At 65.6% G+C, this 24,233-nt stretch carries 23 protein-coding genes and 1 pseudogene; 15 read left to right on the top strand and 9 right to left on the bottom strand.

Annotated features, from left to right (window positions below; all coding sequences use genetic code 11):
* Positions 1–17 precede the first annotated feature (17 nt).
* Genes ACFYR0_RS14235 through ACFYR0_RS14245 form a run of 3 tightly spaced genes read left to right on the top strand, consistent with a single transcriptional unit; the run spans position 18 to position 2,292 of the window.
* Positions 18–884, top strand: a complete 867-nt coding sequence (locus ACFYR0_RS14235) for a histidinol-phosphatase HisJ family protein (protein ID WP_186280948.1) — start codon at positions 18–20, stop codon at positions 882–884.
* Entirely contained in the window at positions 881–1,669 is a 789-nt protein-coding gene (locus tag ACFYR0_RS14240; RefSeq protein WP_389326383.1) for a sulfotransferase family protein, read from the top strand. Before ACFYR0_RS14235 ends, ACFYR0_RS14240 begins: the two co-directional genes overlap by 4 nt.
* Positions 1,666–2,292 (top strand): hypothetical protein, encoded by a 627-nt coding sequence (locus ACFYR0_RS14245; protein WP_389326386.1) that lies wholly within the window; start codon positions 1,666–1,668, stop codon positions 2,290–2,292. The genes ACFYR0_RS14240 and ACFYR0_RS14245 overlap by 4 nt, the downstream gene beginning before the upstream one ends.
* A 14-nt stretch (positions 2,293–2,306) precedes the next feature.
* On the opposite strand, the gene argS is transcribed toward ACFYR0_RS14245, so the two are convergent.
* On the bottom strand, positions 2,307–4,034 hold the full coding sequence (gene argS / locus ACFYR0_RS14250; RefSeq protein ID WP_389326389.1) for an arginine--tRNA ligase: 1,728 nt from the start codon (positions 4,032–4,034) through the stop codon (positions 2,307–2,309).
* 367 nt (positions 4,035–4,401) lie between these two features.
* Between argS and ACFYR0_RS14255 the strand changes: the two genes are divergently transcribed.
* From ACFYR0_RS14255 to ACFYR0_RS14265, 3 genes are read left to right on the top strand one after another with little or no spacing between them, the layout of a single operon-like run.
* A complete protein-coding gene (locus ACFYR0_RS14255; RefSeq protein WP_389326392.1) occupies positions 4,402–6,072 on the top strand; it encodes a hypothetical protein in 1,671 nt (556 codons plus the stop codon).
* On the top strand, positions 6,069–6,290 hold the full coding sequence (locus ACFYR0_RS14260; RefSeq protein WP_159054492.1) for a hypothetical protein: 222 nt from the start codon (positions 6,069–6,071) through the stop codon (positions 6,288–6,290). Before ACFYR0_RS14255 ends, ACFYR0_RS14260 begins: the two co-directional genes overlap by 4 nt.
* Complete coding sequence (locus ACFYR0_RS14265; protein ID WP_389326395.1) at positions 6,287–7,012, top strand: phytanoyl-CoA dioxygenase family protein; 726 nt, start codon at positions 6,287–6,289, stop codon at positions 7,010–7,012. The genes ACFYR0_RS14260 and ACFYR0_RS14265 overlap by 4 nt, the downstream gene beginning before the upstream one ends.
* Here ACFYR0_RS14265 and ACFYR0_RS14270 read toward each other — a convergent pair.
* The 4 genes from ACFYR0_RS14270 to ACFYR0_RS14285 all read right to left on the bottom strand — a co-directional run bounded on the left by ACFYR0_RS14270 (position 7,009) and on the right by ACFYR0_RS14285 (position 10,212).
* Positions 7,009–7,863, bottom strand: coding sequence for a GNAT family N-acetyltransferase (locus ACFYR0_RS14270; protein WP_389326398.1), 855 nt, complete (start codon positions 7,861–7,863; stop codon positions 7,009–7,011). The two genes, ACFYR0_RS14265 and ACFYR0_RS14270, sit on opposite strands and share 4 nt — an antisense overlap.
* A 165-nt stretch (positions 7,864–8,028) precedes the next feature.
* Positions 8,029–8,598, bottom strand: a complete 570-nt coding sequence (locus tag ACFYR0_RS14275; RefSeq protein WP_389326401.1) for a GNAT family N-acetyltransferase — start codon at positions 8,596–8,598, stop codon at positions 8,029–8,031.
* A 208-nt stretch (positions 8,599–8,806) separates the two neighbouring features.
* The gene (locus tag ACFYR0_RS14280) at positions 8,807–9,754 is read right to left on the bottom strand and encodes an aminoglycoside phosphotransferase family protein (RefSeq protein ID WP_389326404.1); all 948 of its coding nucleotides are present in this window, start codon (positions 9,752–9,754) and stop codon (positions 8,807–8,809) included.
* A 14-nt stretch (positions 9,755–9,768) separates the two neighbouring features.
* On the bottom strand, positions 9,769–10,212 hold the full coding sequence (locus tag ACFYR0_RS14285) for a serine O-acetyltransferase (protein WP_389326407.1): 444 nt from the start codon (positions 10,210–10,212) through the stop codon (positions 9,769–9,771).
* A gap of 789 nt (positions 10,213–11,001) precedes the next feature.
* Here ACFYR0_RS14285 and ACFYR0_RS14290 point away from each other — a divergent pair.
* Together ACFYR0_RS14290 and ACFYR0_RS14295 are read left to right on the top strand one after the other, a co-directional pair.
* The gene (locus tag ACFYR0_RS14290; protein WP_389326410.1) at positions 11,002–11,493 is read left to right on the top strand and encodes a LuxR C-terminal-related transcriptional regulator; all 492 of its coding nucleotides are present in this window, start codon (positions 11,002–11,004) and stop codon (positions 11,491–11,493) included.
* Between the two features lie 237 nt (positions 11,494–11,730).
* Positions 11,731–12,170: pseudogene (locus tag ACFYR0_RS14295) on the top strand (NUDIX domain-containing protein).
* Between the two features lie 225 nt (positions 12,171–12,395).
* Here ACFYR0_RS14295 and ACFYR0_RS14300 read toward each other — a convergent pair.
* The 4 genes from ACFYR0_RS14300 to ACFYR0_RS14315 form a co-directional block, all read right to left on the bottom strand.
* On the bottom strand, positions 12,396–13,271 hold the full coding sequence (locus ACFYR0_RS14300; RefSeq protein ID WP_389326413.1) for a phosphotransferase family protein: 876 nt from the start codon (positions 13,269–13,271) through the stop codon (positions 12,396–12,398).
* Positions 13,268–14,605, bottom strand: a complete 1,338-nt coding sequence (locus ACFYR0_RS14305) for a helix-turn-helix domain-containing protein (protein WP_389326416.1) — start codon at positions 14,603–14,605, stop codon at positions 13,268–13,270. The genes ACFYR0_RS14300 and ACFYR0_RS14305 overlap by 4 nt, the downstream gene beginning before the upstream one ends.
* A 240-nt stretch (positions 14,606–14,845) precedes the next feature.
* On the bottom strand, positions 14,846–15,574 hold the full coding sequence (locus ACFYR0_RS14310; RefSeq protein WP_389326418.1) for an HAD family hydrolase: 729 nt from the start codon (positions 15,572–15,574) through the stop codon (positions 14,846–14,848).
* Complete coding sequence (locus ACFYR0_RS14315) at positions 15,571–17,088, bottom strand: helix-turn-helix domain-containing protein (protein WP_336246640.1); 1,518 nt, start codon at positions 17,086–17,088, stop codon at positions 15,571–15,573. Before ACFYR0_RS14315 ends, ACFYR0_RS14310 begins: the two co-directional genes overlap by 4 nt.
* Positions 17,089–17,432: 344 nt before the next feature.
* On the opposite strand from ACFYR0_RS14315, the gene ACFYR0_RS14320 reads away from it, so the two are divergent.
* From ACFYR0_RS14320 to ACFYR0_RS14350, 7 genes are all read left to right on the top strand, one after another.
* The gene (locus tag ACFYR0_RS14320) at positions 17,433–17,627 is read left to right on the top strand and encodes a hypothetical protein (protein ID WP_186280963.1); all 195 of its coding nucleotides are present in this window, start codon (positions 17,433–17,435) and stop codon (positions 17,625–17,627) included.
* 208 nt (positions 17,628–17,835) lie between these two features.
* Positions 17,836–18,840: a hypothetical protein gene (locus tag ACFYR0_RS14325; protein WP_389326421.1), complete on the top strand. Its 1,005-nt coding sequence runs from the start codon at positions 17,836–17,838 to the stop codon at positions 18,838–18,840.
* A gap of 78 nt (positions 18,841–18,918) precedes the next feature.
* Positions 18,919–20,451: an amino acid permease gene (locus tag ACFYR0_RS14330; protein WP_389326424.1), complete on the top strand. Its 1,533-nt coding sequence runs from the start codon at positions 18,919–18,921 to the stop codon at positions 20,449–20,451.
* Positions 20,451–21,875 carry a glutamine synthetase family protein gene (locus ACFYR0_RS14335; RefSeq protein WP_389326427.1) on the top strand — a complete coding sequence of 475 codons (1,425 nt, stop codon included), beginning with the start codon at positions 20,451–20,453 and terminating at the stop codon, positions 21,873–21,875. Before ACFYR0_RS14330 ends, ACFYR0_RS14335 begins: the two co-directional genes overlap by 1 nt.
* Positions 21,876–21,912: 37 nt before the next feature.
* Positions 21,913–22,413, top strand: a complete 501-nt coding sequence (locus ACFYR0_RS14340; protein ID WP_389326430.1) for a LuxR C-terminal-related transcriptional regulator — start codon at positions 21,913–21,915, stop codon at positions 22,411–22,413.
* 135 nt (positions 22,414–22,548) lie between these two features.
* Positions 22,549–23,433 carry a phosphotransferase gene (locus ACFYR0_RS14345; RefSeq protein ID WP_389326433.1) on the top strand — a complete coding sequence of 295 codons (885 nt, stop codon included), beginning with the start codon at positions 22,549–22,551 and terminating at the stop codon, positions 23,431–23,433.
* A complete protein-coding gene (locus ACFYR0_RS14350; protein ID WP_389326437.1) occupies positions 23,430–24,230 on the top strand; it encodes a class I SAM-dependent methyltransferase in 801 nt (266 codons plus the stop codon). Before ACFYR0_RS14345 ends, ACFYR0_RS14350 begins: the two co-directional genes overlap by 4 nt.
* Positions 24,231–24,233 lie beyond the last annotated feature (3 nt).

Consider the following 24,233-nt stretch of genomic DNA (forward strand, 5'->3'; position numbering starts at 1 on the left):
AGAGGAAGGAAGATCTGTTGGCTACGGAAGATTTCGCATGGAAGGCCTCGCCCGGACAAGTTCTCCCGGCGGACAACCACGTCCACACAGAGTGGTCGTGGGACGCTTCGACGGGGGTCATGGAGAAAGCCTGCGAGGAGGCGATACGGCTCGGGCTGCCGGCTATCTCTTTCACCGACCACGCGGACTTCACCGCCTGGGCGTTCCCTGGTGAGGCGCAGGATTCGTCCGTGGTCCGTGTCATCGACACCCACGCTCACACCGGCCTGTTCGACCTGGACGGGTACTGGGAGTGCCTGGAACGCTGCCGCGACCGCTATCCGGATCTCAAGATCCTTTCCGGCATGGAACTCGGCGAGCCTCATCTGTTCGACAAGGAAATCAGCTCGCTCCTGAAGCGGCGGCACTTCGACCGGCTCCTCGGATCTCTGCACTCGCTGACCGTCGACGGGCAACTGCACTACGCGCCGTTCCTGTTCACGGCCGACAACGCCCAGGAGCTGATGCGCACCTACCTCATCGAGACCCTCAACATGGTCGAAAGCAACGACGTGTTCCAGGTCCTCGCCCACATCGACTACCCGATGCGCGCCTGGCCGAAGGGCGCGAAGCCGTTCAACGCGAACGACTACGAAGAGGAGTACCGGGCCGTCCTGCGTGCCCTGGCCCGCTCGGACAGGGCACTCGAGATGAACACCCAGGGCCCCTGGCCCGCGGCCGAGGTTGTGCGCTGGTGGTACGAGGAGGGCGGATCAGCGGTGTCCTTCGGCAGTGACTCCCACGAGCCGGAGACCGTCGGCCGGAACTTCGCCGCGACTGCGGCCATGGTCGAAGCTCACGGCTTCAAACCGGGCAAGGACCCCATCGACTTCTGGCGCCGATGACCAACCCAGGACAGCAAACGAGGAGATTGCCTGTGCCATCGAAGCCAGCACCGGATCGCCTGGTGCCATCGCCGGTGTTCATCCTCAGTTCGATACGTTCCGGGTCGACGCTCCTGCGGTGCATCCTTGACACTCACAGCAAGATCCGGGCACCGCACGAGCTGCACTTGGCCGATCTTGAGGTCCAGCTCAGCAGCCCCTACATCGAATTGGCAATGCAAGCCTCGAACCTGGAGAAGGACGAGATCGAGCACCTGCTCTGGGACCGCATGCTCCACCGCGAGCTGGCCTTCACAGGCAAGGACATCGTGGTGGACAAGACCCCCGGCAACTTACTGCTATGGCGCAGGCTCGCCGCGTGTTGGCCGCAGGCCAGGTACATCTTCCTGCTCCGGCATCCACTGCACATCCTGGAGTCGTCGCTGGCCGGGAGACCCGAGCAAGATCCCGCACAGACACAGCAGTTGGTGACAACGTACCTCCGGGAACTCGACGCAGCCCGCCGTACCCTCAACGGCGCCACCGTGCGCTACGAGGACCTCACCCGCGATGCGGAGCAGGTGACCCGGGAGATCTGCGCCTACCTCGACGTGCCGTGGGAACCCGAGATGCTCAACTACGGGACCGTGAATCACGGCCCGTTCGTGCAGGGGATTGGCGACTTCACCGAGAACATCAAGAGCGGCGTCGTCCAGCCCGGCCGGAGCCTGCCGGCAGACGCGGATGTGCCGGACAGCCTGATGGAAGCCTGCCGCACCTTCGGGTACGTGGAGGCCCATCGGTGACAGCCCCGGCGACCGCGGGCCAGGTGCCGGACAACGGCACCTCCCCCCTTCAACGACAGGACGCGAGGCAAGAGCAGGCGCGTAGCGTCATGAACGCGTTGCAACCACTCCAGCTGTGGGAGCAGTTCGGTGTGCCGAAGCTGTGTGGGGCTATGTCGTACGGCCTGCTGGTTGCCCCCGACATCGACATTGAGATCTACGGTTCTCTACGTGTCGATACCGGGTTCTCCCTCGTGTCCGAGTGGGCCCAAGACCCGGCCGTCGACAGAGTCCTGTTCCTCAACGCAGTCAACGAGCCAGATGCCGGTCTCGGCTGGGAGGTGCGCTACCGGGTTGGCGGCGTGCCCTGGACCGTGCAGATGTGGCTGCTACCCGCCGACTACGACGGGCCACGCTCGGCTGACCTCGTGGAACCCATGCGCGCCGCACTCAGTTCCCAGACCTGCAGTGCGATCCTGCGCATCAAGGAATCCCTCGTGGCAAGCGGCACCGAGTACCGGTCGATCGATGTCTACCGCGCGGTCCTAGACGATGGCATTAACGACGTTGAGGAGTACGACCGGTGGTGCCGGTCGTACTCCTCAACGGGATTGCTCAACTGGCGCCCAGTACCTCGCCGGTAGCAGGCGCCCACGGGTCACATACGGTCAGGGGCGTCGATCCCGAGGAGGCCCAGGCCCAGCTCCAGTGTCCGAGCGGTGATGTCACACAGAGCCAGGCGGCTCTGCTTGACATCACCGTCGGCGCGCAGGACAGGGCACTTCTCGTAGAAGCTCGTGAACGCCGACGCCAACCCGTAGAGGTAGTTGGCGAGCTTATGGAACTCCAGCGTCTCGGAGACCTCGGTGAGGAGGCTGCTGAACTCAAGCAGCTCCAGAGCGAGGGCACGCTCGGCAGGCTCAGCGATGACCAGCTTCTCGATACCTTGCAGCGGCGTTTCCACGCCAGCGCGGCGGAAGATGGAGCAGATCCGGGCGCGCGCGTATTGCAAGTAGGGGGCGGTGTTGCCTTCGAACGACACCATCCGGTCGACGTCGAAGACGTAGTCCCGCGTGCGGTCGGTGGAGAGATCCGCGTACTTGACGGCGCCGATACCGACCGCCTGGGCGACTGCGGAACGGGCTTCTTCATCAAGCTCGGGGTTCTTCTCGGCGACCACCGCGGATGCGCGGACCACGGCCTCTTCGAGGAGGTCCACCAGCTTCACTGACTTGCCGGCGCGGGTGCGCAGCATCTTGCCGTCGTCGCCGAGGATCGACCCGTGTCCGACGTGCTCGGCGCGGGCGGGTGGGACGAGCCAGCGTGCGTCCCGGGCCACGTCGTAGATCATCGCCAGGTGCTGGTGCTGGGGCAGGCCCACGACGTACAGCAGGCGGGTGGCGTGGAGGTTCCGCAGGCGGTGCCGGATCGTGGCGAGGTCGGTGGCGCCGTAGCCGAAGCCGCCGTCCCCCTTCTTGACGATGATCGGCAGAGGGTCGCCGCTCCGGTTCTTGTAGCCGTCGGGGAACACGCATTGGGCGCCGTCGCTCTCCCGCAGGAGGCCGAGCTCGTCCAGCTCATCCACTACGGACTGGAGCTGGTCGTTGTAGTAGCTCTCACCGAAGAAGTCGTCTTCGGTGAGGCGGACGCCCAGCATGCCGTAGACGGTCATGAAGTACTTCTTCGACTCGTCCACGAGCGTCTTCCACAGACGCAGGGTCGTCTCGTCGCCGCTCTGCAGCAGGACGACACGCTTGCGGGCCCGGTCCTTGAACGTCTCGTCGGCGTCGAACTTGACGCGAGCGGCCCTATAGAAGCCGTTGAGGTCGCCGACCGACAGTTCGTGTGCGGCCTCGGACTCTCCGATGTCCAGAAGGTGCTCGACGAGCATGCCGAAGGGGGTGCCCCACTCGCCGATGTGGTTCTGGCGAATGATGGTGTGCCCCTGCCACTCCAGGAGGCGCACGGCTGCGTCGCCGATGATCGTCGAACGCAGATGTCCGACGTGCATCTCCTTGGCTGCGTTCGGGGCGGAGTAGTCGATCGCGATGGTCTCCGGGGCCTTGGCCTGCGGTACGCCGAGCCGCTCGTCACCGATGGTGTCAGCGAGGAGACGTGCGAGAACCTCGTCAGAGAAGGTGAGGTTGATGAAGCCGGGCCCCGAGATCTCGACCGAGGAGCAGAGATCGTCAAGCTGCGCGGCCTCCACGACCCGGCTGGCGATGTCGCGCGGGTTGCCACCGATCTTGCGAACCAGCGCCAGGGCGGCGTCCGACTGGAAGTGAGCACGCTGGGATCGTCGGATGACCGGGTCGACGGGAGCGCCTGCCACCGTCTCGAATGCCGGGGCCAACCTCTGATGCAGCAATTCTTCCAGATTCGCCATTCGAAAAATCTAGCTGAGCCAAAAGATGAGTGTCCAATCACGAGATTGGCGCCACGGCGGGCCCAAGGACGGCACCCGGCGCAGGCTCGGCCGTCCGGAACCAACACCGCACCAACACGTAGCGTGATCACCTGACTACAAGATTTAAGAAACGGCTGAACCCCCACGCACGGGCTGACGGCCACGTGATACTCACCAACATGCCGGACCCTGTGCACGCCTCCCACGATGAGATCGGTTTGACCAGCGACCCCTTCAGCAGGATGGGGCACCCTCGGTCTCCAATCAGAGGTACGGCGGCGGCCGGCGCAACGCGGTACCAAGCACCAGTCCCGCTGCCGCAGCCACTGATCATGGGAGGGCCCCGATGAAGACCATCGTGCTGCTCGTCAAGAACGGCATCGGCTTCGGTCACTTGAGGCGCGCCGTGCTCATCGCCGAGGCCATCAGGAACGAAGGCCGACTCCGCCCCGTGATCATCAGCCAGGCCAGCTCACTGAGCCTGTTCCGCGACACCCCCGTCGAGGTCATTAACTTTCCGCTGCTGCACAGGGTGTCGTCGGCCGTGGCAGAGGACAGCTACACCGCAATCCTCGACCGGCTCCTCGAACGACTTGATCCAGCAGTTGTCATCGAGGACACCTACCCGGACCCTCGCTACCTCTCCCTCAAGTCGCTCGCCCAGCGCCCTCGGCTACTGGTGATGCGTCGCCTCGATGGGACGTCGTTCGACCAACTCCGCATGCAGGGTCGGTTTGCGGCCTACGACAAGATCCTCATCGCGCAGAGCCGCGAGGACTTCTTACGTGAAGGGCACAGTGGCGACTCGATGGCTGCCGTGCAGTTCGGCACCAGCTTCTCCTTCATCGGGAACCTCAGCTATTCGCCTTCTCCTGCCGAGATCGCGCAGATGCGCGCCGCCTACGCGCCCAACGACGAGCCCCTGGTCGTCGTCAACGGCGGGGCTGGTGGGGATCAGATGCCTGACGGTTACGGCGACCGTCTCTTCGGTGCCTGCGCGCAAGTGGCAGCGCGAATCCACGCGGACGGTCACCGAGCGCGGTTCGTGTTCGTCACCGGCCCGTACTATGCCGGCAAGCCGCTGCATGAGACAGGAAACGTCACGGTCCGCCGGTACGAGCCTCGGCTGGCGGGACTTCTCTCCGCGGCTCATGTCGCGATCATCAAGCCCGGTAACAATGCCTTGTCCGAGGCATTGCTGGGCCAGGCCCATCTCGTCCTCGTACCGGATGTCTCCTTCATGGAGGGTCTCGACGAGCACGCGGCTCGAATAGCTGAGCAGTACGGCGGTGCCACGGCGACGACCGATCCGGAGGCCCTTGAGAAACTCGTCTGCGAAGCTCTCAAACGCCCTCTTCGTGAAGTGCGGCTCGAGCCGAACCACAAGGGTCTTGCTGAAGCAGTCGATGTCATTCACCAACTGGCCCAGCGGCCCCTGCCTCACGTCCCACGACGCCGCCTCATGCTCGTCCTGAATCCCGGCTCTGGTCAGCAGGCCAACGCCTTGCGCCGTGCGGTTCCGGAACCGCTGAAGAGTGCGCTGATCCTCAACGAGACCGCGCCGGAGGAACCACCCTCCATCGCGGAGCTCGATGCACCGCGTGCTGGCCTGGAGGAAGTACAGGCGGTGTTGGTGAGCGCCGAGCCCCCCAGCGCCACGCCACAGGAGATCGCGGACCGTGGCATTCGCTTGCTCATAGCGCCGAATGCTGTGTCTCCGGCAGTAGAGCGGTGGATGCGACTGGCCCCGTCCCTACCGGCGCTGGCTGTTCTGCATGGCTCCACCGTCACGGCCGCCGCCGGCCGGGCTGAGTTCTGTCTCCGAAGGCTTGCTCAGGCACTGGCTGCTGAGGAACCGTCGTGTGTGATCTTGGACCTGTCAAGGTTGAGTGACGGGAGAGCCATTGAGCAGTACCTGGCCGAGATCGGCGATTGGCTGCGTCTCCAGCCTGTTGAACTCATCGGTCCCGAAGCGGCCACCGCTCTCCTCGCCCGACGTCTATTGGAGTCATCGTGACACCAGGGGTGGATCTTGCGAACGATGCTGTAGAGCCCGAACTCCGGAGCGTCTGCACGTTCGATGTTCGCCATGCCGACAGCGATGTGGAAGGTCTCGTTGATCAAATCATGGGTCTTCTCGACAGCGGCGTGACGCTGGTGGATCTCTCGCACCACGATCACCGAGGCACAGTCATCGAACTTCGAGCGCAGCCGAAAGGCGGTACCGCTCAATGACGCTCTCAGAGTCCACGACCAGCCTGGTCGCCGACGTACAAAAGCAAGGGTTCGCGATCTGGCCCGGGTTCCTTCAGGGCGAACGATGCGACGAGATACGTAGGCTCGCCAAGCACCTCGCGGGCGGCGAACACGCCAACCGCTACCCCAAGTCCACACGCGTGTGGGATCTGTACCGGCATGGGGAAGAGTTCGTTGATCTTCTCGCCGACCCAGAACTCACCGCGGTGTTGAACGAACTGCTTGGGGAAAACCACCTCCTATCCGACTACAGTCTTAACGTCGTTCAGCCCGGCCAGCCCGTCGACGGCTGGCACATCGACTACCCGTACAACGAGATGCCGGCCCCTGTGAATGGAGCCGTCCTGGGGTTGCAATGCGTGCTGGCTCTGGATTCCTTCCGCTCCTCAAACGGAGCTACTCAGCTGGTCCCCGAGTCGCACACGAGGACGGACCGTCCCGACCCCGAAGCCGTCATCGAGCACGTTGTGTTCGACGGTGAGCCCGGAGCATTGTTGATCATGGCGGCAGCGACCTGGCACCGCTCAGGCTTCAACGCATCCACAGCGCCGCGGTCAGCTGTACTGATGAGCTTTGTAGAGAGGTGGGTGCGGCCGATGTCCGATCCTCCGGAGCCGGGGCCGTGGGGACGCACAGACGCCTTGCGGATCCTCCTGGGTATGCAGCGGCCACCGGAGACGATCAATGGCGTAGCGATCTAGAAGTCGTACACCGCGAAGTCGGTGACCGGTCGGTAGCCGATCCGCTGGTAGAGGCCGTTGCTGGTGGGGTTGGCCAGGTCCGCGAACAGCAGGACTTCCGCCGCGCCCGCGGCAAGCGCGGCCCGGCTCACCTCGACCATTACGGCGCCCGCGTAACCGCGGCCGCGCAGGTGGGCGGGCGTGTAGACGGGGGCCACCCGGATCTGGCCCGCCACCACAGGAGTTACGCCCGCCATGGAGACGGGGGTGCCGTCCAAGGTCTCCCAGAACCTGACGCGTCTATTGGCGATGCGCGTGTCGGCCCAGGAGCTGGCGTCCCTGGAGGCGACTTCTCCGATGGCGGCGGCGAACTCGCGGTACCAGCACATGAGTTGCTCGCGGTCCTGCTCGCCTGCGACTCGACCCCGCCCATCCGGTAGCGGCTCCAGTGGCGTGAGCGTGCCGAGGCGGTACAGGCGCTGCCGCTCATAGAGCGTCGGCGTCGCACCCGTGTGCCGCTGCCAAGCCTCGGCGAAGGCGGTGGCGGTGTCGTGGTCCGCGCTGACACCGGGGAGGGGACAGCCGAGGCCGGCCAGGTGGGCGGCGAGGGTGTCGGCCTCCTCGAGGGTGAGGGGGGTGAGGTTCAGACGGCGGGGCGGGGTGCGGAAGAAGGTCGCGCGGACCTCACCCGCCCGCTCCAGCAGGCCGAAGATGGGGGCATCCGCGCCGTATGCGTCCGCCCCGCGCGTACGCAGCGCCTCGGTCACCGTCAGCGGGACGGTGTGCAGGGCGGGGCGCGAGCGCAGGAAGTCTCCGGCTCGGGCGAGAAAGCTGTCGACGTCTTCGGTGAGGTGCCAGTCATCCGGGCGCATGCCTCATGATCCCGCGCGTTCACTGACTGCGCCCGTGGTTTTCCGACGGGGCGAGGCTACGGGGCGCGGTCAGGCGCCGCCTCCCCCCAGTGAACTTTGCCGCCTACTCCGGCTCCGGGTCGGTCGCCAGACGGCCGTGCAGGTGCATGCCCCGGAATGGGTCGCTCAGGGAGCGGGAGCACCGTAAGTAGGCGGTGTGAGGCGGTCCAGGCGCCAGACGACGTCGGTGCCGCTGTCTGAGGGAGCTGCGGGTGGTGTTACCGGCTCCCGCCGGACTTCGGTGAAGCCCAACCGGCGCGGAATGGCGCCACTGGAGGTGTTGGCCAGGTCGTGCGCGATCTCCAGGTACTCCACGTCCGGCAGGGCGAACATCTCGGTGACCATGGCTGCCATCGCTCTCGTGGCGATGCCCTGGCCGGTGGCGGCAGGGTGCAGCCAGTACCCCATGCGCCAGCCCTGAGGTTCGGCCCCGCGATAGGTCGAGCACATGCCGATAAGCGTGCCGTCTTTGGTAATGGCGTAGTTGTACGCGTCGCCGCTTGCCCACTTCGACTCGGACTTCGCGAGGAAGTCTCGGGTGCTCTTTTCGCTGTGCCCAGCGACCCACGGCATCCACGGGCGCAGGTGGTCCAGAGACTCCTCGATCAACTTGAACGCCGGAGGGAAGTCGCTCTGCCCCCGCCAGCGTCGCAGGGCGAAGTCTCCGCATTCGATGATCTGACTCGGCCGCTCCATGGCAGCCCATGATTGTTTCGCAGAAGGCTCACAGCAACGGAATATGGGCATGCGTCAGGCCGTCTACTTGGCAGGACGCCGGTAGCCCGGACGGCCTGAAGATCGGGGGAAGTTGCCGCCATGTGCGGGTGGTCCCGGCCGCTCCGGTACGCCCCAGGCGCCTGCGGTGATCCGCGGGACAGCCACTGAACGCATGCGCAGCGGGAGCTCAGGTCAGGGCTTCGGCGATCTGGTCAGTGATGTCCACGAGCCAACCAGGATCTCCGTTTTGGCGACCCCATTGCGCGGACATCACTGCACGCGCCTGGGCCCAACGAGAGACGCGCTCTCGGTCGAGTTCGGCGGTTTCGGAGAAGATGTCGAGGCGACGCAGCAGCGCCGTCTTCAGATCATCGGCGGCTAGCAGATCATCGAAGTGGCCGCGGAGTAGCTTGATGGCGTCGTAAGCTGGATCGCCGACGTACCCCTTAGGGTCGATCGCCAGCCAGGGCTCCCGCTCGGCCCGCAGCACATTGGCATAGTGCAGGTCGCCGTGGACGAGCGTATCCGGCTGGTCGGGGCCAAGCTCCTTCACAGTCGAGAGCGCTGCGTCGACTACCCGCTGCGGCAGAGGATAGGCCAACTCCGCTGCTGCCTCGCGGATTTCATCAAGCCACCACTGCTCAGCGTGGTCGCGCAGCCGTGGCAGGCGCGGAGGAGCTGGCACAGCCAATCGACGGACGAGGCGGCCTGCGGCGGCCACCGCCTCGTCAACGTCATCGAGATCGGCAAGGCTGGTCTGTTCTGCCTGCTCCAGCACCATGGCGAAGTTCGAGTCGTCACGCTCGTGCAGCAGCACGGCTCCACGTCCACCCCACCAGGCAAGGGCGTGGGGCTCATGGACAAGGCCGGGGTGCGGATGCGAGATCTTCAAGACTCCGGGGTCGCCATGGCGCAGCACGGGGACTACGAGCCCGACCTGCCCGTGCATTGCTGTAGCAGTCGGTGTGCAGCTCCAACGCTCGAGTAGCTCATCAACCAGGACGGGCAGGGACGCGAGCCAAGTCCTGCTGCCTTCGCCCTCCCGATCGATTGTTCTGCTTGCGAAGTCATCCGGTATCTCGATCATCCAGCACCCTTGGCGGCCTGCCCCCTCCGCTCTGTCCGTCGTCCTCATGCGGAACGGACCAGCTAGATCGTCTTCTCTCGCACGACCTGGGCAGGTACGCCGACCACTGTGGCCCCGGCCGGAACATCATGGGTTACGACAGCTCCGGCTCCGATGTTCGCCCCTTGCCCTATGTGGAGGCTCTCCTCGAACGGAGTGATCACCACGGCGTTCGCCCCGATCATGACATCGTCTCCGACGATGATGCGGTGTGGTGATCCTGCCGGGGCACGAACTGACAGCGTGACGTTCTGCCAGATACGTACCCGCCGGCCGATCGTCACGTTGTCGTGGACGACCGTTCCGAGGCCGTGGTGGCCGAGATACACGTCGGGGCTAACGTCTCCGCCAGCAGCAAGCGAGTTGTGGTAGAGGAACGAGTTGAGTTGCTTGACGCGCTTGGCGAGCCAACGGTGCTCTCGCTTGCGTAGTGCGATCGCCCACATCCACAGCCGTTCAGGGCTCACGGTCGATGCTCCTCTTGCCTACGTTGAAGTCGTCGTATGGGTAGGTTCGTCGGCCGCGGTCAGTTTTCCGCTGCTGTTCATCGGGGCCCAGGCGCCGGCCCGGAATTCGTGTACATTCCGAGCGACGATCCGCGAGCCATGCGATCTCGCATTGATTTCCGCCTCCGATCAGAGTGGATTCCTTTGGAAGCACGGAGGTTGAGCGTCCGCGGACTCGCTAGGCTTGATCGAACGTGACGCCCATCCACACTCCGAAGGAGCGGTCTCACGCGGGTATGAGGTCGTGCAAGAGTCTGATCCGCGCGACAGCGTACGACCGCACCTCGGCACTGGAGTATCACTCCCGTGATACGGCCATTGCCGCGCTACATACCCCGCGCCATGTGGCGCGTCTCTGTCGGTGGCGTCGAAGTCAAGGTGCCGCACAGTTCCGCAGGCCACGAGCGTGCGGTGCGCGAATGATCGGCGTGAGGCCGTCAGTCAGGTCTCGAATTTCTTCGAGTGGGGCACATGGCCTCAACTGTTCGTTCTGGAATGGATATCACCCCCGTGATATCACCTGCGGAATATACGTAGAGGGCATTTGACGGGACAGTTCTGTGGTCAGCCGCCACCGATCGTGCGAGACCCACGGTCGCGGGCGTACGACTTCATCCAAGGGGGCCAGCGGCCTCACACAGTCGGCGCCAACTGCGCGGGCCGTGTCGCTTGCGCGGATTCAGCTACACGCGCCCGCGCAGCCCTCCCCATCAATTCCGAGTGCACGCGAATCGAAAGGACAGTCGAGCAGTGTCGGCCCAGCCTCGCGTAACGCCTCGAGCCCTCACTCCTGCTCAGGTGCGGGTAGCTCGCAAGATCGCTGGCGGCACGGACACCGCTCAAACCGCTTTCGAGTTGGCTATCACACCAGGCACCGTCAACGTGCAGCTGGCGAACATGGGCCGGAAGCTCGGAGTGAGCGGTCGGGCCGCAATCGTCCATGCCTCCTACGTCGCCAGGCAGATTCCTCGCCCCGAGCAGGAGTCTTTCGACGGTGAGTTCACTGAGATCGAGGTTCAGACGTGGAACCTCATCGCGTCAGGGGCAACGGTGCAACGCATCGCTGACGTACTCCGAGTCTCGCGCGCTACCGCTCGCGTGCGGATCAAGTGCTTGCGACGCCGGCTGAAGGCTTCCAGCGACGCGCACCTGGTGACGCTGGGTTGGCGATACGGGTTGGCCGATGAATCGCTCACGGACACGGGTTCTGAGATGACGATCGCAGTCGCACGGAGTGGATGACGTGTCGCCGCTAGGACTCCGCGGTAGTCCTCGGTCACCGCTCGGGATCTTTAGCCTCAGGCAGGCCCCACCACTGCGTCGACCTCTTCGAAGGCGCCTGCGGCGGGGCCTCGCTCGAAGTCGGGCACGCGAAGCTCTGGCCTAAACTGCCCATCAACGGGCCGATGAAGGGACGCAGCCGTGCCTCAGCCGAACGCCGACGACCAGCCCAAAGCCCTCAAGCCCGCCCTCGAATCCATGACCGTGCTGGTCGCCGCCGTCATCGTCCACGACAAGGCCACCAACCGCGTCGTCCTCCTCCAGCGCAGCCAGAACGCTAAATTCGCCCAGGGCATGTGGGACCTCCCCGTCGGCAAGAGCGAACCCGGCGAACCCATCACAGAAACCGCCGTACGAGAGCTGTACGAAGAGACCGGCCTCACCGTGAAGCCCGAGGCCCTCAAGGTCGCCCACTCATCCACGGCGCCTGGGGCGTCGAAGCCCCCAACGGCTTCCTCACCGTGGTCTTCGCCACCCACGAATGGACCGGCGAACCCGAAAACCGCGAACCCCGCAAGCACGACCAGGTCTGCTGGGTCGATGTCGAAGCAGTCCCCAAGAAATTCTTGGACACCACTGTCAGAGCCGTCCACCGTTACTTTGAGGACGGTCCACAAGTGTCTCTCGATGGCTGGTGAGACCACGCTGCCCCAGTTCCGAAGGAGCTTCCCGGTCCTGGTGCGGAATTTGTCAGCTCGGCCGGCTGGCAGCACAGTCGGGCGCACGCTCGACGTCGAGGGCGAGGCCATCAGCTGTCGGCACTTCGTCCGCCGGACTGGCCTGCTCACGCGCCCGTTGGGTCGCCGAGCCTCCATGACCGAGCCGAACTCAGTCTCCATCCTTCGTTCCGACGGCTAAGCGTTTCAGGCAGCACCCCATTGGGCTTGGCCATCGGAATTTCTGAGGGTCTCAACGCGGTGCGACAACTGTCGGCCAGCACCAGCGTCCCCTTGATCCGCACGTCGAATGAAGGAACCGAGGGTGTGGAGATCCCGGATCTCGCAGAGAACGGGCAGACCAGGCCACTGCCTGATGTCGTAGCCGTACCGAAGGCTGAAATCATCGAGCTCTGCAGTGGTCCGTCCGAAGCGGACTCCTTGGAAGGTATTGGCCAGGTCGAGCTCGCGGGGGCCCACGGCTGCTTCGTCCCAATCACAGAGCCTGGCGTCTTGTTCGTCCCAGAGGGTGTTGCCTGGATACGCATCACCATGGATGTGTCCCTGGCCCAGAGGGAACTCCAATTTTCCATAAGCATCCAGCAGCTCCTCGCGCCGGGCAGCCAGCCACTCGCGCTCGGACTGTTCCAGGTAGGTACTGGAATCCACAGCACTCTTGAGAGATGTGAGCGGCTGGTACTGGGGCAGGGACACCGGCGGCGGTGGCAAGGCGTGGAGGGCTCGCAGTAGATCGCCAAGCCTTCCCGCCGACGGCGCTTTACGCGGAGGTTGCGGGTAGTGGCGCCAGAACGTGACGACATACGGGGCGCATGCCACTGGTTGCGGAACGTCTACAGGCTCCGTCGCCGGGAAGTCGTTGGCGACGAGCCAGCGAGTGAGGGGCACGGCAGTTTCGAGCTGCCGTTGTTGCGAGTCGGAGCTGACGCGAACGACGACGCCTTCATCAGCCAGCAGGAAAACGGACGTGGCGTGATGGTGGAGTTGAGTGAGGGATCGGTCTGCCAATCCGGACGCCCGGCAGGCCAGGCGGGCGGCCGACTCAGGTGAGACCGTCAATGTCATGGAGTAAGGGCCTTCGCTGGGGTGTCGATCGCCTTATAGCCGCGGGTTGCGTCCGCTAGCTCGCGGGCGACTCGGCTACGGGCGAGCCGCGGTTCTTCCAGAAGCCTAGCTACTCCCCCCATGGCGTCGCCTAGCTGCCGGATACGACGGTTCGCCGGAAGCTCCAGGAGAGGCTGGAGCTGCTCGCCGGCACCCTCGATCTCCCCGGCAACGATACGCGCTGTCACGATGTCCAGGCGGGCCAAAGCCTCGTCACCGTACGACCGGTGTTCCCTCGGCCCGCTCTCGTACAACTCGATCGCTGCGGTGGCATGCTTTTCGGCCCGCTGATGCTCGCCGAGCAGGGCGAAGGTTCCGCCCATGTAGTACTCCTGCTTCGCTTCGGGGAAGGTGAGAAGTCCCCCAAACCGGGTCAGGGCGTCCGGGGCCGCCTTCTGCTCGCGGGCACGCTGGAGCTCCTGAAGAGCGGCCATGGCCGTACCGCGATCTCCGATTCGCGCTGCTGCTCTCGCTTCAATCGCGGCAATTCGGATCCGAGTCTCACCGTCGGGCGCAAGCCGGATCGCCTGTCGCGTGTAGTCGAGAGCCGTTTGCCGGTGGGTCGACCACTCGGCGATCAGGGCGGCCGTGCCCTTCACCCAAGCCCGTAGGTCGTTGTTGTCCGCCTGCTCGGCAAACGTCCAAGCTGCCTGGAGCTGCGCGACCGCCGCATCTTCATCACCGAGGTTCTGTGAAGCGTGGCCGAGCAGGAGGCAGCTCGTACCAGCGAGGAGGAGTAGTTCGCTGGTCTGGCCCAGCGGTTGGTGGCCGCCGAGCAGGAAAAGAAGGCGGTCTCGGGTCGCGACGAGGTCGGTGAAGACCTGGTGCAGCGGAGCGTGAACGTAGTCGACCGCGATTTGGGTGAGCGCGGACTCAAGTCGCTCAAGTTCCACATCGCTCACATTGCTCTTCGTGATCTCATCGGTGAATTGCAGCGACTGCGCAGCAGCCTGCGCTGCCAACTCGTTCAAGTTCGTGGTGTCGCTTGCCGCTGGCCAGATGCCGTTGCGGCCATGCCCGAGCTGTGGCGCGTGGGCTGGTGTGGAAAGCGCTGAGTGCTCACGAAACGGTGGTCCCAGCAGAGCGTCCGGTGCTCCGACGCCCTGCAAGAACCGTGCGGCCTTATCGATGTTCGTCAAGCGGCGATTCCCGGCTTCCAGCATCGACAGAAAGCCCTGGCTCAACCCGGTCATGAACGCCATGTCATCCTGCCGGAGACCTGCCTTGTCTCGGATGAGGCGGCTCGCGCGACCGAAGTCCCAGGCGGCTATGGCTGCTTGGACGTCGAGGTCCATCCAGACCTCGTCTGGGACGTGAGGTCCAGGGCGGGCAACGAGCCGTTTCCCACGTGCGCACGCGGCGCACCGGTCTTCCAGGTTGTACTGGCTCAATCGGCACCCGCAACCGGCACAAGCCCGAGCGTGCTTTCGCATCGCACCCCCGTTTCTCGTCTGCGCGCGCCAGCGTACGTGCGGACATGGTCCTGCCCGTATCACGAAAGTGATACGGGCAGGTCAGAGGAACTGCGGGTCGCCTCAGGGGCGTTCGACGGTGACTGCCGTAATCGCGTCAAGGAGCTGCGGTACGTCTTCGAGGCTTTCCAGGACGACATCGGCTCCGGCCGACGCCAACTCGTCAGCTGAAGTCTTCCCTGAGGCGACCCCAATCACGGGAGCGCCTCCCTCAAGTCCCGTACGGACGTCTTCGAGGGAGTCGCCGATGATGACCGTGTTGGAGCGGGTGAAAGCCGCCTCGTGTTTGGCCTGAGCGCGCTTCTGTGCGACGCCAACGAGGACCGGACGGTGGTCGCTGTCGGAGGAGTATCCGCCGATTTCTGTCTCCAGGAACCCGTCCAGGCCGAACGCTTCGAGCTTCAGAAGCGCGTTGGGCCTGAGGTTTCCTGTGACGACGGTCGAGACGCACCTCGGCTGGGCCTGCACCGCCTTGAGAGCAGCCAGGGCGCCAGGAAGCAGGAGGCCCTGCTCGCGTAGATCTTCAGTGTGGGCGGCGAGGCGCTGTGGCAGGAGTTCCACCATCCTCGGCTGCAGGTGGGGCACATCCGCCTCGCGGACGCCGTTGTCCAGGAGCAGGGATCGGATCGCGAGGGGCATGGTGACGCCGGTTCCCCGGGCCGGAAGTCGCTCTGCTGGGCGCCCGACGATCTCAGCGAAGGTCTCTCGGTAGACCTGCCGGTCGACGTCACCGACGTACAGCAGAGTGCGGTCGATGTCCCACAGCACGAGGATCTGCTGGGCCTCGCTCAAGTTCGGCTCCCTGTCGCCACCATTGCGGCACGTCGCTCCAGTACATCTTGAGCGTACGCGTTGTGGGCAACCGGCTGGAGTTCGCGAATCATGCTCGTGACGTGGTTGTCGAATCGAGCCGAGTGAAGGGTTTCCGCCAGGTCGAGGACCTCGTGTGCCGTAGCGCACCCGGCTTCAACATCGCCTTGCGCGATATGCGCGGTTGCGGCACGTGAGAGGAACAGGCCCCTGGTTCGGTGGTCTCCTGAGTTGAGGGCCTGCCGTGCCTTGGTGAAGCTGGCGACGGCGCTTCGCGGATCGCCCAGGTCCAGGTGGCAACTGCCGGCCTGTCCGTGGATCTCCCCCTCGTTGATCCAGTACAGCCAGTGCGGGTCATGCTCGGAGCGCCCCTGGGCACAGAGTTCAGCGGCTTGACCGAGCGCGGTGAGGGCAGCGTGGCGTTCGCCGAGTTTCGCGTGACCGCGGGCTTGTCGGGTCAGCAGCATGGCTTCGAGTGCTGGAGTGCCGAGTTTCTTGATCTTGTCGCGGGCCCGGCGTGCCGCGGTGACGGCGTGGTGCGGCGTCCCGGTGGAGTACCCGTGGATGGCGATGTAGGACAGGGCGCCGGCGCCGAGCCGGACGTCTTGTGAGGCTTTGGCTGCGCGCAGTGCGGCGTACAGGTAGCCGAGTGGTCGGTCGCGGTCACCGGAGTCGAAGACGAACCAACCCGTCTGAGTAGCCGTGTCGGCGGTGATCGCCGCGAGTCGCCGCCCCGCTGCCTCGTCGTAGGACGTGGAGACCATGAGGTGCCTGAGGAACTGAAGGTGTCGGTCTGCGAGGCTGGCAACGGTGCCACTGCCGTCGCTCGCGTCCATCGTCCGCAGGCTGTCCGTGGTGCGCTGGAGCCCATCGAGCAGTTCGTTGGTGAGGCGGCTTCCCCCTGCTGCGCGGCGGAGGGGTTCGGCTTCGGTGCTGTCCCATGCGTTCACGAAGGCGGTGAGGGCGATGCCGCTTGCGGTGAGGAATCGTCGACGTTCCATCGTGCTGTCTCCTACCGCAGTATCCAGTGCTGCCACCATACGGACCGTTGTCCAGGGCAGGGTCGGATCGGCGTCACCAGCGAACTGGTCCCGGGGCGGTTGCAACGCGTTGGCTCTGGACTGTGGGAGGGGGAGCGCGACGAGCTCGGCTGGCACATCCAGCCCCGTCAGGAACTCGACGATCTTGTCGATGTTCGTGAGGCGACGGCTGCCCGCCTCCAGCATGGAGAGGAAGGCCTGGCTGAGGCCGGTGAGTTGGGCCATGTCGTCCTGCCGCAGGGAGCCGCGCAGTCGAATCAGGCGGCAGGCCTGGCCGAAGTCCCAAGCGGCGAGCGCGTCGCGAACGTCTGGGTCGAACCAAACGTATTCCGGCACGACGGGGAAGTGCTGTTCGGTGCCGCGGGAGCGAGAGCATGCGAAGCACAGGGTGTCAGTGTTGTAGCTGCTCAGTTGGCCACCACAGCGATCGCAGCTACGCAACGGCTGCTGATGCACGTCAAGCCTCCCCGCGAGTGAGCGTGCGCAACCTCAATTACTCCTGGTGGATCCGGAATTACACAAGTGATATCACCCTCGGAATGTGTGCGCAGGATGTTTTGCCGCCAGGGTTGGAGTCCCGCAGCACGACGTGGCGACGAACCCACCGAGAGCCTGATCATTCGGTCCGCCTGCTGCTCGTCGCGCTACGGGGTACGCGCACCTGTCGCTGATCCCCCTATCGGAGTCCACGTTGTCACCCGCCAGACGACCAAGGTTGGGCCGCGGCCCGCTTGCCTCCTCCCACGGCCCGCTTCTCGCACCTCACCCGGCAGAAGCGCCGGGCCAGTGGGTGGTGCCCGGTGGCCATTAGCATCTCCGCCGTCGTACTCCTGGGCATTCTCGTCTTCATCTTCGTCAAGAAGAGCGGACTGAATGCGGCGCACGCCATCGTGTGCACTCTCTTCGGGTTCTTTCTGGCGAGTACATCGATGGCTCCGAGCATCAACCGCTTCGTCACCAACATTGCGGACATGGTCGGTCAGATCCGCTTTTAGGGCAGTTAGCGCCATAGCCGGAGCAGTCACTCCCCCTGTCTGAAGGCACGACCTGCCGTCTGCGGCTCAATCCCCCAATTCTTCTGAGGCCTCTGATGACATGCACGCCCAACTGGAAATCCACCTCGCATCGCGCTGGTCGTGTGCCTCAGAAGAGCAGCGGTGTTCCGCCTTTGGGGCGTCGTCGTTCCCGATTCGAGGGTCCGTGATGCCTCTCGTGTATCACCCGGCCGGCCACGACGACGACCTACGCGTGGCCTTGGAAGAGCTAGAGGCAGGCCGCTGGCGAACGACCGGGAAGCTGCTCCTGGATACGGGCGCGCACTGGGCACTGCGGACATCGCGCACCCAAGTGTTGGCCGTGGCAGCAGCTCGGTCGGATGTGGTCAAGGTATGGCTCGACGAAGAGCCCGGAAACTACAACGCGCAGCTGATGAGTGCTCGCGTCGCAGTCGAGCGGGCGCTGCGCGCACACCGCCAACGGCATCCAGCGACCCTGGAATTCGAGTTCAGGGCGCGGCGCGAGGTGCTGCTGGCGGCTCGTCACGCGCCGCAGGATCCCGTGCCGTGGGTCTGCCTTGTGGCGTTGGCGCAGATCGACACCCGGCAGCTGCGTCATGAGCACCGCTTGGCGCCGGCCGAGCCGATGCTGCCGAGCGGACCCTGGGGGTTGCTTTACGAGGTCAACCAGCGTGATCCGTACAACCGCGAGGCTTACCACCGTGTGCTGCAGTTCCTGCTCGCCCTTGACGGGCCTCAAGCCGCGTCCTTGGCTGCGGTCTTCGACTTCGGACGATGGGTGGCATCACAGCGGCCAGTGGGGTCTCCGCTATTGCTTCTGCCCGCGTACGCGCAGATCGAGCAGCGACGCCGATCGCACGCCGATCCGTTGTGGCGGCGGCAGTGGGCGCACGAGTCGACGCTCGATTACACGCTCAACGCCTTCCATGACTGGTTCCGCAAGACGTCCCGTGAGCAGTGTTCGGTCGCCGATCTGCACTGTCTCGCCTATGCGTTGTGGGCGGGACATCAGTATCTGGAAGCCGCCGAGGTGTTCGCGGCGGTGGACCCGTACGCGGCTCGTGAGCCCTGGGCCTCGGTGCACGAAAGAGCCGCAGGACCGGATCCCGGCGAAGCGCTACTGCTTCGAGCACGTGCCGAGTCCTATTCCTACGCCCGCTCCCACGGGAGGCGCGCCGGTCCGCATCCGTAAGCGACTTCCGGCTGCCAACTCCTTCCGTTGGCATGAACCCATCGATCTCCGCCTTCCCTCAATCTTGGAGGTTGTCCTGTGTCCCGTTTAAACCACAGCCATCGCGCGGCGCCCCAGAAGGCCGATGACGCGTATTTGCGGGAGCTCGGCTATGAGCCGGTGCTGACCCGGCGTATGGGGCCGTTCGGGAACTTCGCGATCAGCTTCTCTGTCATCAGCGTCCTGTCCGGCTGCATGACCCTCTACGGGTTCGGTCTGAACACCGGCGGCCCATCCGTGATGCTGTGGGGCTGGATCGTCGTGGGCGCCATGGTGATGTTCATCGGCGCCGGACTGGCCGAGGTGACGTCCGCCTATCCGACCTCCGGGGCCTTGTACTACCAGGCAGAGCAGCTCGGCGGCAGGAAGTGGGGCTGGTACACGGGCTGGCTCAACTTGTTGGGCCTGCTCGGCGCCATCGCCGGCATCGACTACGGGGCCGCGCTCTTCACGGGCGCCTTCCTCAACCTGCAGTGGGGCTTCGAGCCGACACCCGGCAAGATCATGGTGATCTTCCTGTGCATCCTCGCCCTGCACCTCACGCTGAACCTGTTCGGAGTCAGGCTGGTCAGCGTCCTCAACAGCATCAGCGTCTGGTGGCACCTGGCCGGCGTCACGGTGATCGTCGGCGCGCTGGCGATTGTGCCCTCCCACCACCAGTCCGCCGACTTCGTGTTCGGCGAGTTCGTCAACAACACCGGCTGGTCCAGCCCCTTGTACGTGGCGGTGCTGGGTCTGCTGCTGGCCCAGTACACGTTCTGCGGCTACGACGCCTCCGCGCACCTGTCGGAGGAGACCACGGACGCCCAGGTGTCTGCTTCCCGGGGGATCATCCACGCGATCGGCTGGTCGTGGCTGGCCGGGTTCGTGCTGCTGGCCGGGCTCACCTTCGCGATCAAGGACTACGCGGGCACCGTGGGCACAGCGACAGGGGTGCCGCCAGCACAGATCTTCCTCGACGCCCTGGGCATGGCGGGGGCGAAGGCGCTGCTCCTGGTCGTGATTGTCGCCCAGCTGTTCTGCGGCAACGCAGAGACCGCCGCGGCCAGCCGGATGGTGTTCGCTTTCTCTCGGGACGGGGCACTGCCGGGCTCTCCGTTGTGGCGGCAGGTGGATCGTCGTACCGGCACGCCCCGCAAGGCGGTGCTGCTGTCCGTGGTGTGCGCCGCGGTGCTGGCGCTGCCGAGTCTGTACAGCCCGGTCGCGTACGCGGCGATCACCAGCATCAACGTCATCGGCATCACCCCGGCGTACGCGATCCCGATCTTCCTGCGGGTCAAGAACCGGCACCGGTTCAGGCCGGGCCCGTGGAACCTGGGCAGCTGGGGCGTAATGGTGGGCACAATCGCCGTCATCTGGGTGATGTTCGTGACCGTCCTCTTCTGTCTGCCCCAGACCCGCCCCGACGGCGGTGCCCTCGCCACGGTCGACACGTTCAACTACGCGCCGGTGGCCCTAATCGTCGTGCTCGCACTGGCGTGGGGGTGGTGGCACAAGCAAGGCAGCAAGTACGAGGTGCCGGCCCAGAACTTCGACCGCTCGGCAGGCGAGTACGAAGACGAGGTCGTGTGATGACCACAACGAGCAACGGCACAGCCCCGCGCCTGGCCGTAGCGGCGGCTTCCGCATCGGGGGCGCGCTCGGAGAAGGCCCTGTCCCTGACCGACCTGCGCGACCTCGTAAAGGGCGGCGCGATCGACACCGTGCTGCTAGCCGTTCCCGATCTGCAGGGGAGGCTGAAGGGAAAACGGTACGACGCCGACCACTTCCTCAAGCGCGTCGCGCATCACGGTGCCGAGATGTGCGCCTACGTCCTGGCCACCGACGCTGAGATGAGCCCGGCGGACGGCTTCAAGCTGACCTCGTGGGACAGCGGCTACCAGGACCTGTCCGTTCAGCCGGCCCTCGGAACCCTGCGCGTGGTGCCGTGGCTGCCGCGCACCGCCATCGTCCTCGGCGACGCCGTGCACCACGACGGAACCCCCATCGACGTCGCGCCCCGCCAGATCCTCCATCAGCAGCTGACCCGGCTGTCACGGCACGGCCTCCAGGCCAAAGCGGGAATCGAGACCGAGCTCACCATCTACCAGGGCACGTACGCGGAAGCGGAACGGGCCGGGTACCAGGGCCTGCGGCCCGTGACGATGGACAATCTTGACTACGCCCTCGACCACGACCCCGCCTGCGACCGGTTCTTCCGCCGCCTGCAGCGGGCACTGGCCGGGGCGGGCATGCCCGTGGAAGCGATCAAGACCGAGGCCGGCCCCGGCCAGGTAGAGGTGACCTTCCCGTACGGACCCGCGCTCACCGCCTGCGACCGGCACCTGCTGTTCAAGCACGCGGTGCGCACGCTGGGAACGCGCAGCGGACTGGCGCCCACGTTCATGGCGGCCCCAGAGACCGGGTGGGCCAACGGCCTGCACCTGCACGTCTCACTGTGGTCGAAAGCCCTTAGCCAACTCCACGCCCCTGACAACGAATACGAGCTGTCCCAGATCGGACGGAACGCAATCGCGGGGCTGCTCGCAGGCTTGCCGGAGCTGGGCCCGTTCTATGCCCCGAACGTCAACTCGTACAAGCGATTCACGCCCGGCTCGTTCGCGCCGACCATGCTCCACTGGGGCCACGACAACCGCACGTGCGCTGTCCGCGTCGTCGGTCATGGAGAGGGCCTCCATCTGGAAATCCGTGTGCCGGGCGCGGATGCCAACCCCTATTTGGCCCTGGCCGCGGTACTGGCGACGATCGACTACGGCATCGAGCAGCAACTCGCCCTCGGCCCTGAAGCGGCCGGCAACGCCTACAGCGGGGGCGGCACCCCTGTGCCGCCCACCCTCGCTGACGCCCTGACCGCCTTCCAGGAAAGTGCCCTGGTCCACAGCGCGTTCGGCACCGAAGTGGTCGAGCACTATGCCCATCTCGCCCGCTTGGAACTCGACCACCAGCAGCGCCTGGTCACCGATGCCGAGCGGCAGAGGTGGCTGGCCCGGGCCTGATCGTCAGCCACCAAGAAGGAAAGGACCTGGAACTCCCGTGAGTGCACGACCGGCGCGCCCGCCCGCCAAGTACCTCGATCTCACACCCGCGCAGGTTCGGATCGCGCAGAAGGTCGCGGAGGGCAAGAGCACCGATGTGATCGCATCCGAGCTGACCATCACCGCCGGGACGATCAACGTGCAGATGAAGCACTGCGGTCAGAAGCTCGGGGTAAGCGGTCGGGCGGCCGTCGTCCACGCGTGCTACGTGACCGGGCAGCTCAAGCGTCCCGGGAAGGCAGTCTTCCCGGAGACGTTCTCGGACGCAGAGACGGAGACGTGGCGGATGATCGCCACCGGTGCGGCCTCGAAGGACTACGCGGACCGTGCTCGTATCAGCCGCGACGAAGCCCTTCAGCGGATCAGAGCTCTCCGGGAGCGTGTCCGGGCGCACAACGACCCGCACCTGGTGACGCTCGGCTGGACGTACGGGGTCATCGACGAGTCCCTCGTCGAAATGGTCTCTGGCACGGTCCTTCGTGCCCCGGCCCCTACATGACGAGCAGACCTGTTGTCAGTCCCCCGTGGCACACTCCCCATCCCTGCATGACCACCAAGAGCACCCAATCAACCACGTTTCGTGATCGGACTGGGTGCCACGGCCAATGGAAGGGCGCACCAAAACGTGACCGATATGCCCCGCGCACTCCACCAGTTGGTGGAATCGGTGACCGGCACCTACACCGTGGTTGCCGAACACCCCCGGCCCGGCGACATCAGACCATCCCTCTGGGAGATCGATGGACTCCGCGGCGAGCGATGGTTCGCCAAGCAGCACGTCGGCCCGAAGCTGCACCGGCGTGAGGTCGACGCGTACCAGAAGTGGACGGTCTCCCTGGGCGCCGACCGTGCGCCCGAGCTCATCGCTTCGAACGCGGAGACGCGAACCGTCCTGGTCACCGCGGTGCCCGGGCTCAGCCTGGACACGCTGCGGCCGCCGGCCGAGCAAGAGCGCAAGGCGTATGAGCAGGCCGGTGAACTCCTGGCCCGGCATCACACCGCGGCGGCGGACGAGCCGACCACAAATGTGAGCGAGGAGGCGTGGGACGCGACGGCTGCGAAGCTACTGGGTGATGCTGCCTCCCACGTGCCGGAGCACGAGATCGCGATGGTGCGTTCGATCGTCAAGGAGCCACCGCCGCGTCTGCCGCAGGTGGCGGCGCACGGCGACTACATGCCCAAGAACTGGATGTGGGACGAGACCGAGCAACGGCTTCGGATCATCGACTTCGAGCGGGCGGAACTCCAGCCCGCTGCCCGCCGGGACTTCAGCCGCCTGCGCTACCGGATCCTTCTGCAACGCCCCGACCTCCTTGCCGCCGTCCACCACGGATACGGCCGCCGGCTCACCGAGGAGGAGCTGGCGGCATGCCGGGCGTACGCGGCCTTGGACGCGCTCGACTCACTGTCCTGGGGGATCACGCATCGCGACATCGGGCTCGTCGACGAGGCCCACACCATGCTGGAGAACCTGCGTCAGGAGAGCGGCACGCGCATGTGGGGCGGGTGGGGTTCGTGAACGCCTTTGCCGGAACTGCCTCTTACTACCGGCGCTTCCGCCCCGGCATCCCAGTCGACCTTGCCGCCTTTCTCGCCCACGAGGCGCCCGAGGCTTCTCCACGGCGTCTGCTGGACATCGGCACCGGCCCAGGGCTCGTTGCCAGCGCGCTCGCCCCGTACTTCGACGAGGTGATCGCGGTCGACTCCGACCAGGCGATGTGCGCCGAAGCTGAGGCCGTACTCCGTCCCGCGCTCTCCGGCGGCCAGCGGTTGCAGCTCCGGCACGCGCTGGCGGAGGACTTCGAACCGCCGACGGGATGGCAGCCGCACCTCGTGACCTGTGGCCGTGTCTTTCACTGGCTCAACCGGCCTCGTTTCCTCGACCGACTGGCCGAGTACGTGGGCCCCGGCGCTGTGCTTGCGGTGTTCAGCGACCGCAGCCTGTGGACCGCCGAGAGTGCCTGGCAGCAAGCCGCGCGCGCCGTCGTCCAGCAGTTCCTCGGTGAGCAGCGGCGAGCGGGGGACGGAGTCTTCGGCCCGCCCGGGCCGCCGTATGAGGAAGTGCTGCGCGCATCCGCCTTCTGCGAGGTCACCACCGCGACCATCCCCGTTCGCCGCGAATGGAGCATCGCCGAAGTAATTGGCTACCTGTACTCGACTTCGTTCGCGGCCTCGCACCTGTTCGGCGACCGCCAGGATGCCTTCGAGACGGCACTCACCGAGGCCCTGGTCTGCTTCACGGAGGGCGGGTTCCTCGTGGAGGACAACACATTCACCGTTCTCACCGCGCGCCACCCCTCCTCCACGGACCGGTGACGG

Source organism: Streptomyces sp. NPDC005017 (assembly GCF_042873115.1).
GTDB lineage: Bacteria > Actinomycetota > Actinomycetes > Streptomycetales > Streptomycetaceae > Streptomyces.

Bases quoted from the DNA above. Each gene is read 5' to 3' on its own strand.
- ACFYR0_RS14265 (WP_389326395.1), top strand. From the start codon at position 6,287: ATGACGCTCTCAGAGTCCACGACCAGCCTGGTCGCCGACGTACAAAAG.
- ACFYR0_RS14345 (WP_389326433.1), top strand. From the start codon at position 22,549: ATGCCCCGCGCACTCCACCAGTTGGTGGAATCGGTGACCGGCACCTAC.
- ACFYR0_RS14275 (WP_389326401.1), bottom strand. From the start codon at position 8,598: ATGGAGCGGCCGAGTCAGATCATCGAATGCGGAGACTTCGCCCTGCGA.
- ACFYR0_RS14255 (WP_389326392.1), top strand. From the start codon at position 4,402: ATGAAGACCATCGTGCTGCTCGTCAAGAACGGCATCGGCTTCGGTCAC.
- ACFYR0_RS14280 (WP_389326404.1), bottom strand. From the start codon at position 9,754: ATGAGGACGACGGACAGAGCGGAGGGGGCAGGCCGCCAAGGGTGCTGG.
- ACFYR0_RS14305 (WP_389326416.1), bottom strand. From the start codon at position 14,605: ATGGACCTCGACGTCCAAGCAGCCATAGCCGCCTGGGACTTCGGTCGC.
- argS (WP_389326389.1), bottom strand. From the start codon at position 4,034: ATGGCGAATCTGGAAGAATTGCTGCATCAGAGGTTGGCCCCGGCATTC.
- ACFYR0_RS14325 (WP_389326421.1), top strand. From the start codon at position 17,836: ATGCCTCTCGTGTATCACCCGGCCGGCCACGACGACGACCTACGCGTG.
- ACFYR0_RS14300 (WP_389326413.1), bottom strand. From the start codon at position 13,271: ATGACATTGACGGTCTCACCTGAGTCGGCCGCCCGCCTGGCCTGCCGG.
- ACFYR0_RS14270 (WP_389326398.1), bottom strand. From the start codon at position 7,863: ATGCGCCCGGATGACTGGCACCTCACCGAAGACGTCGACAGCTTTCTC.
- ACFYR0_RS14335 (WP_389326427.1), top strand. From the start codon at position 20,451: ATGACCACAACGAGCAACGGCACAGCCCCGCGCCTGGCCGTAGCGGCG.
- ACFYR0_RS14240 (WP_389326383.1), top strand. From the start codon at position 881: ATGACCAACCCAGGACAGCAAACGAGGAGATTGCCTGTGCCATCGAAG.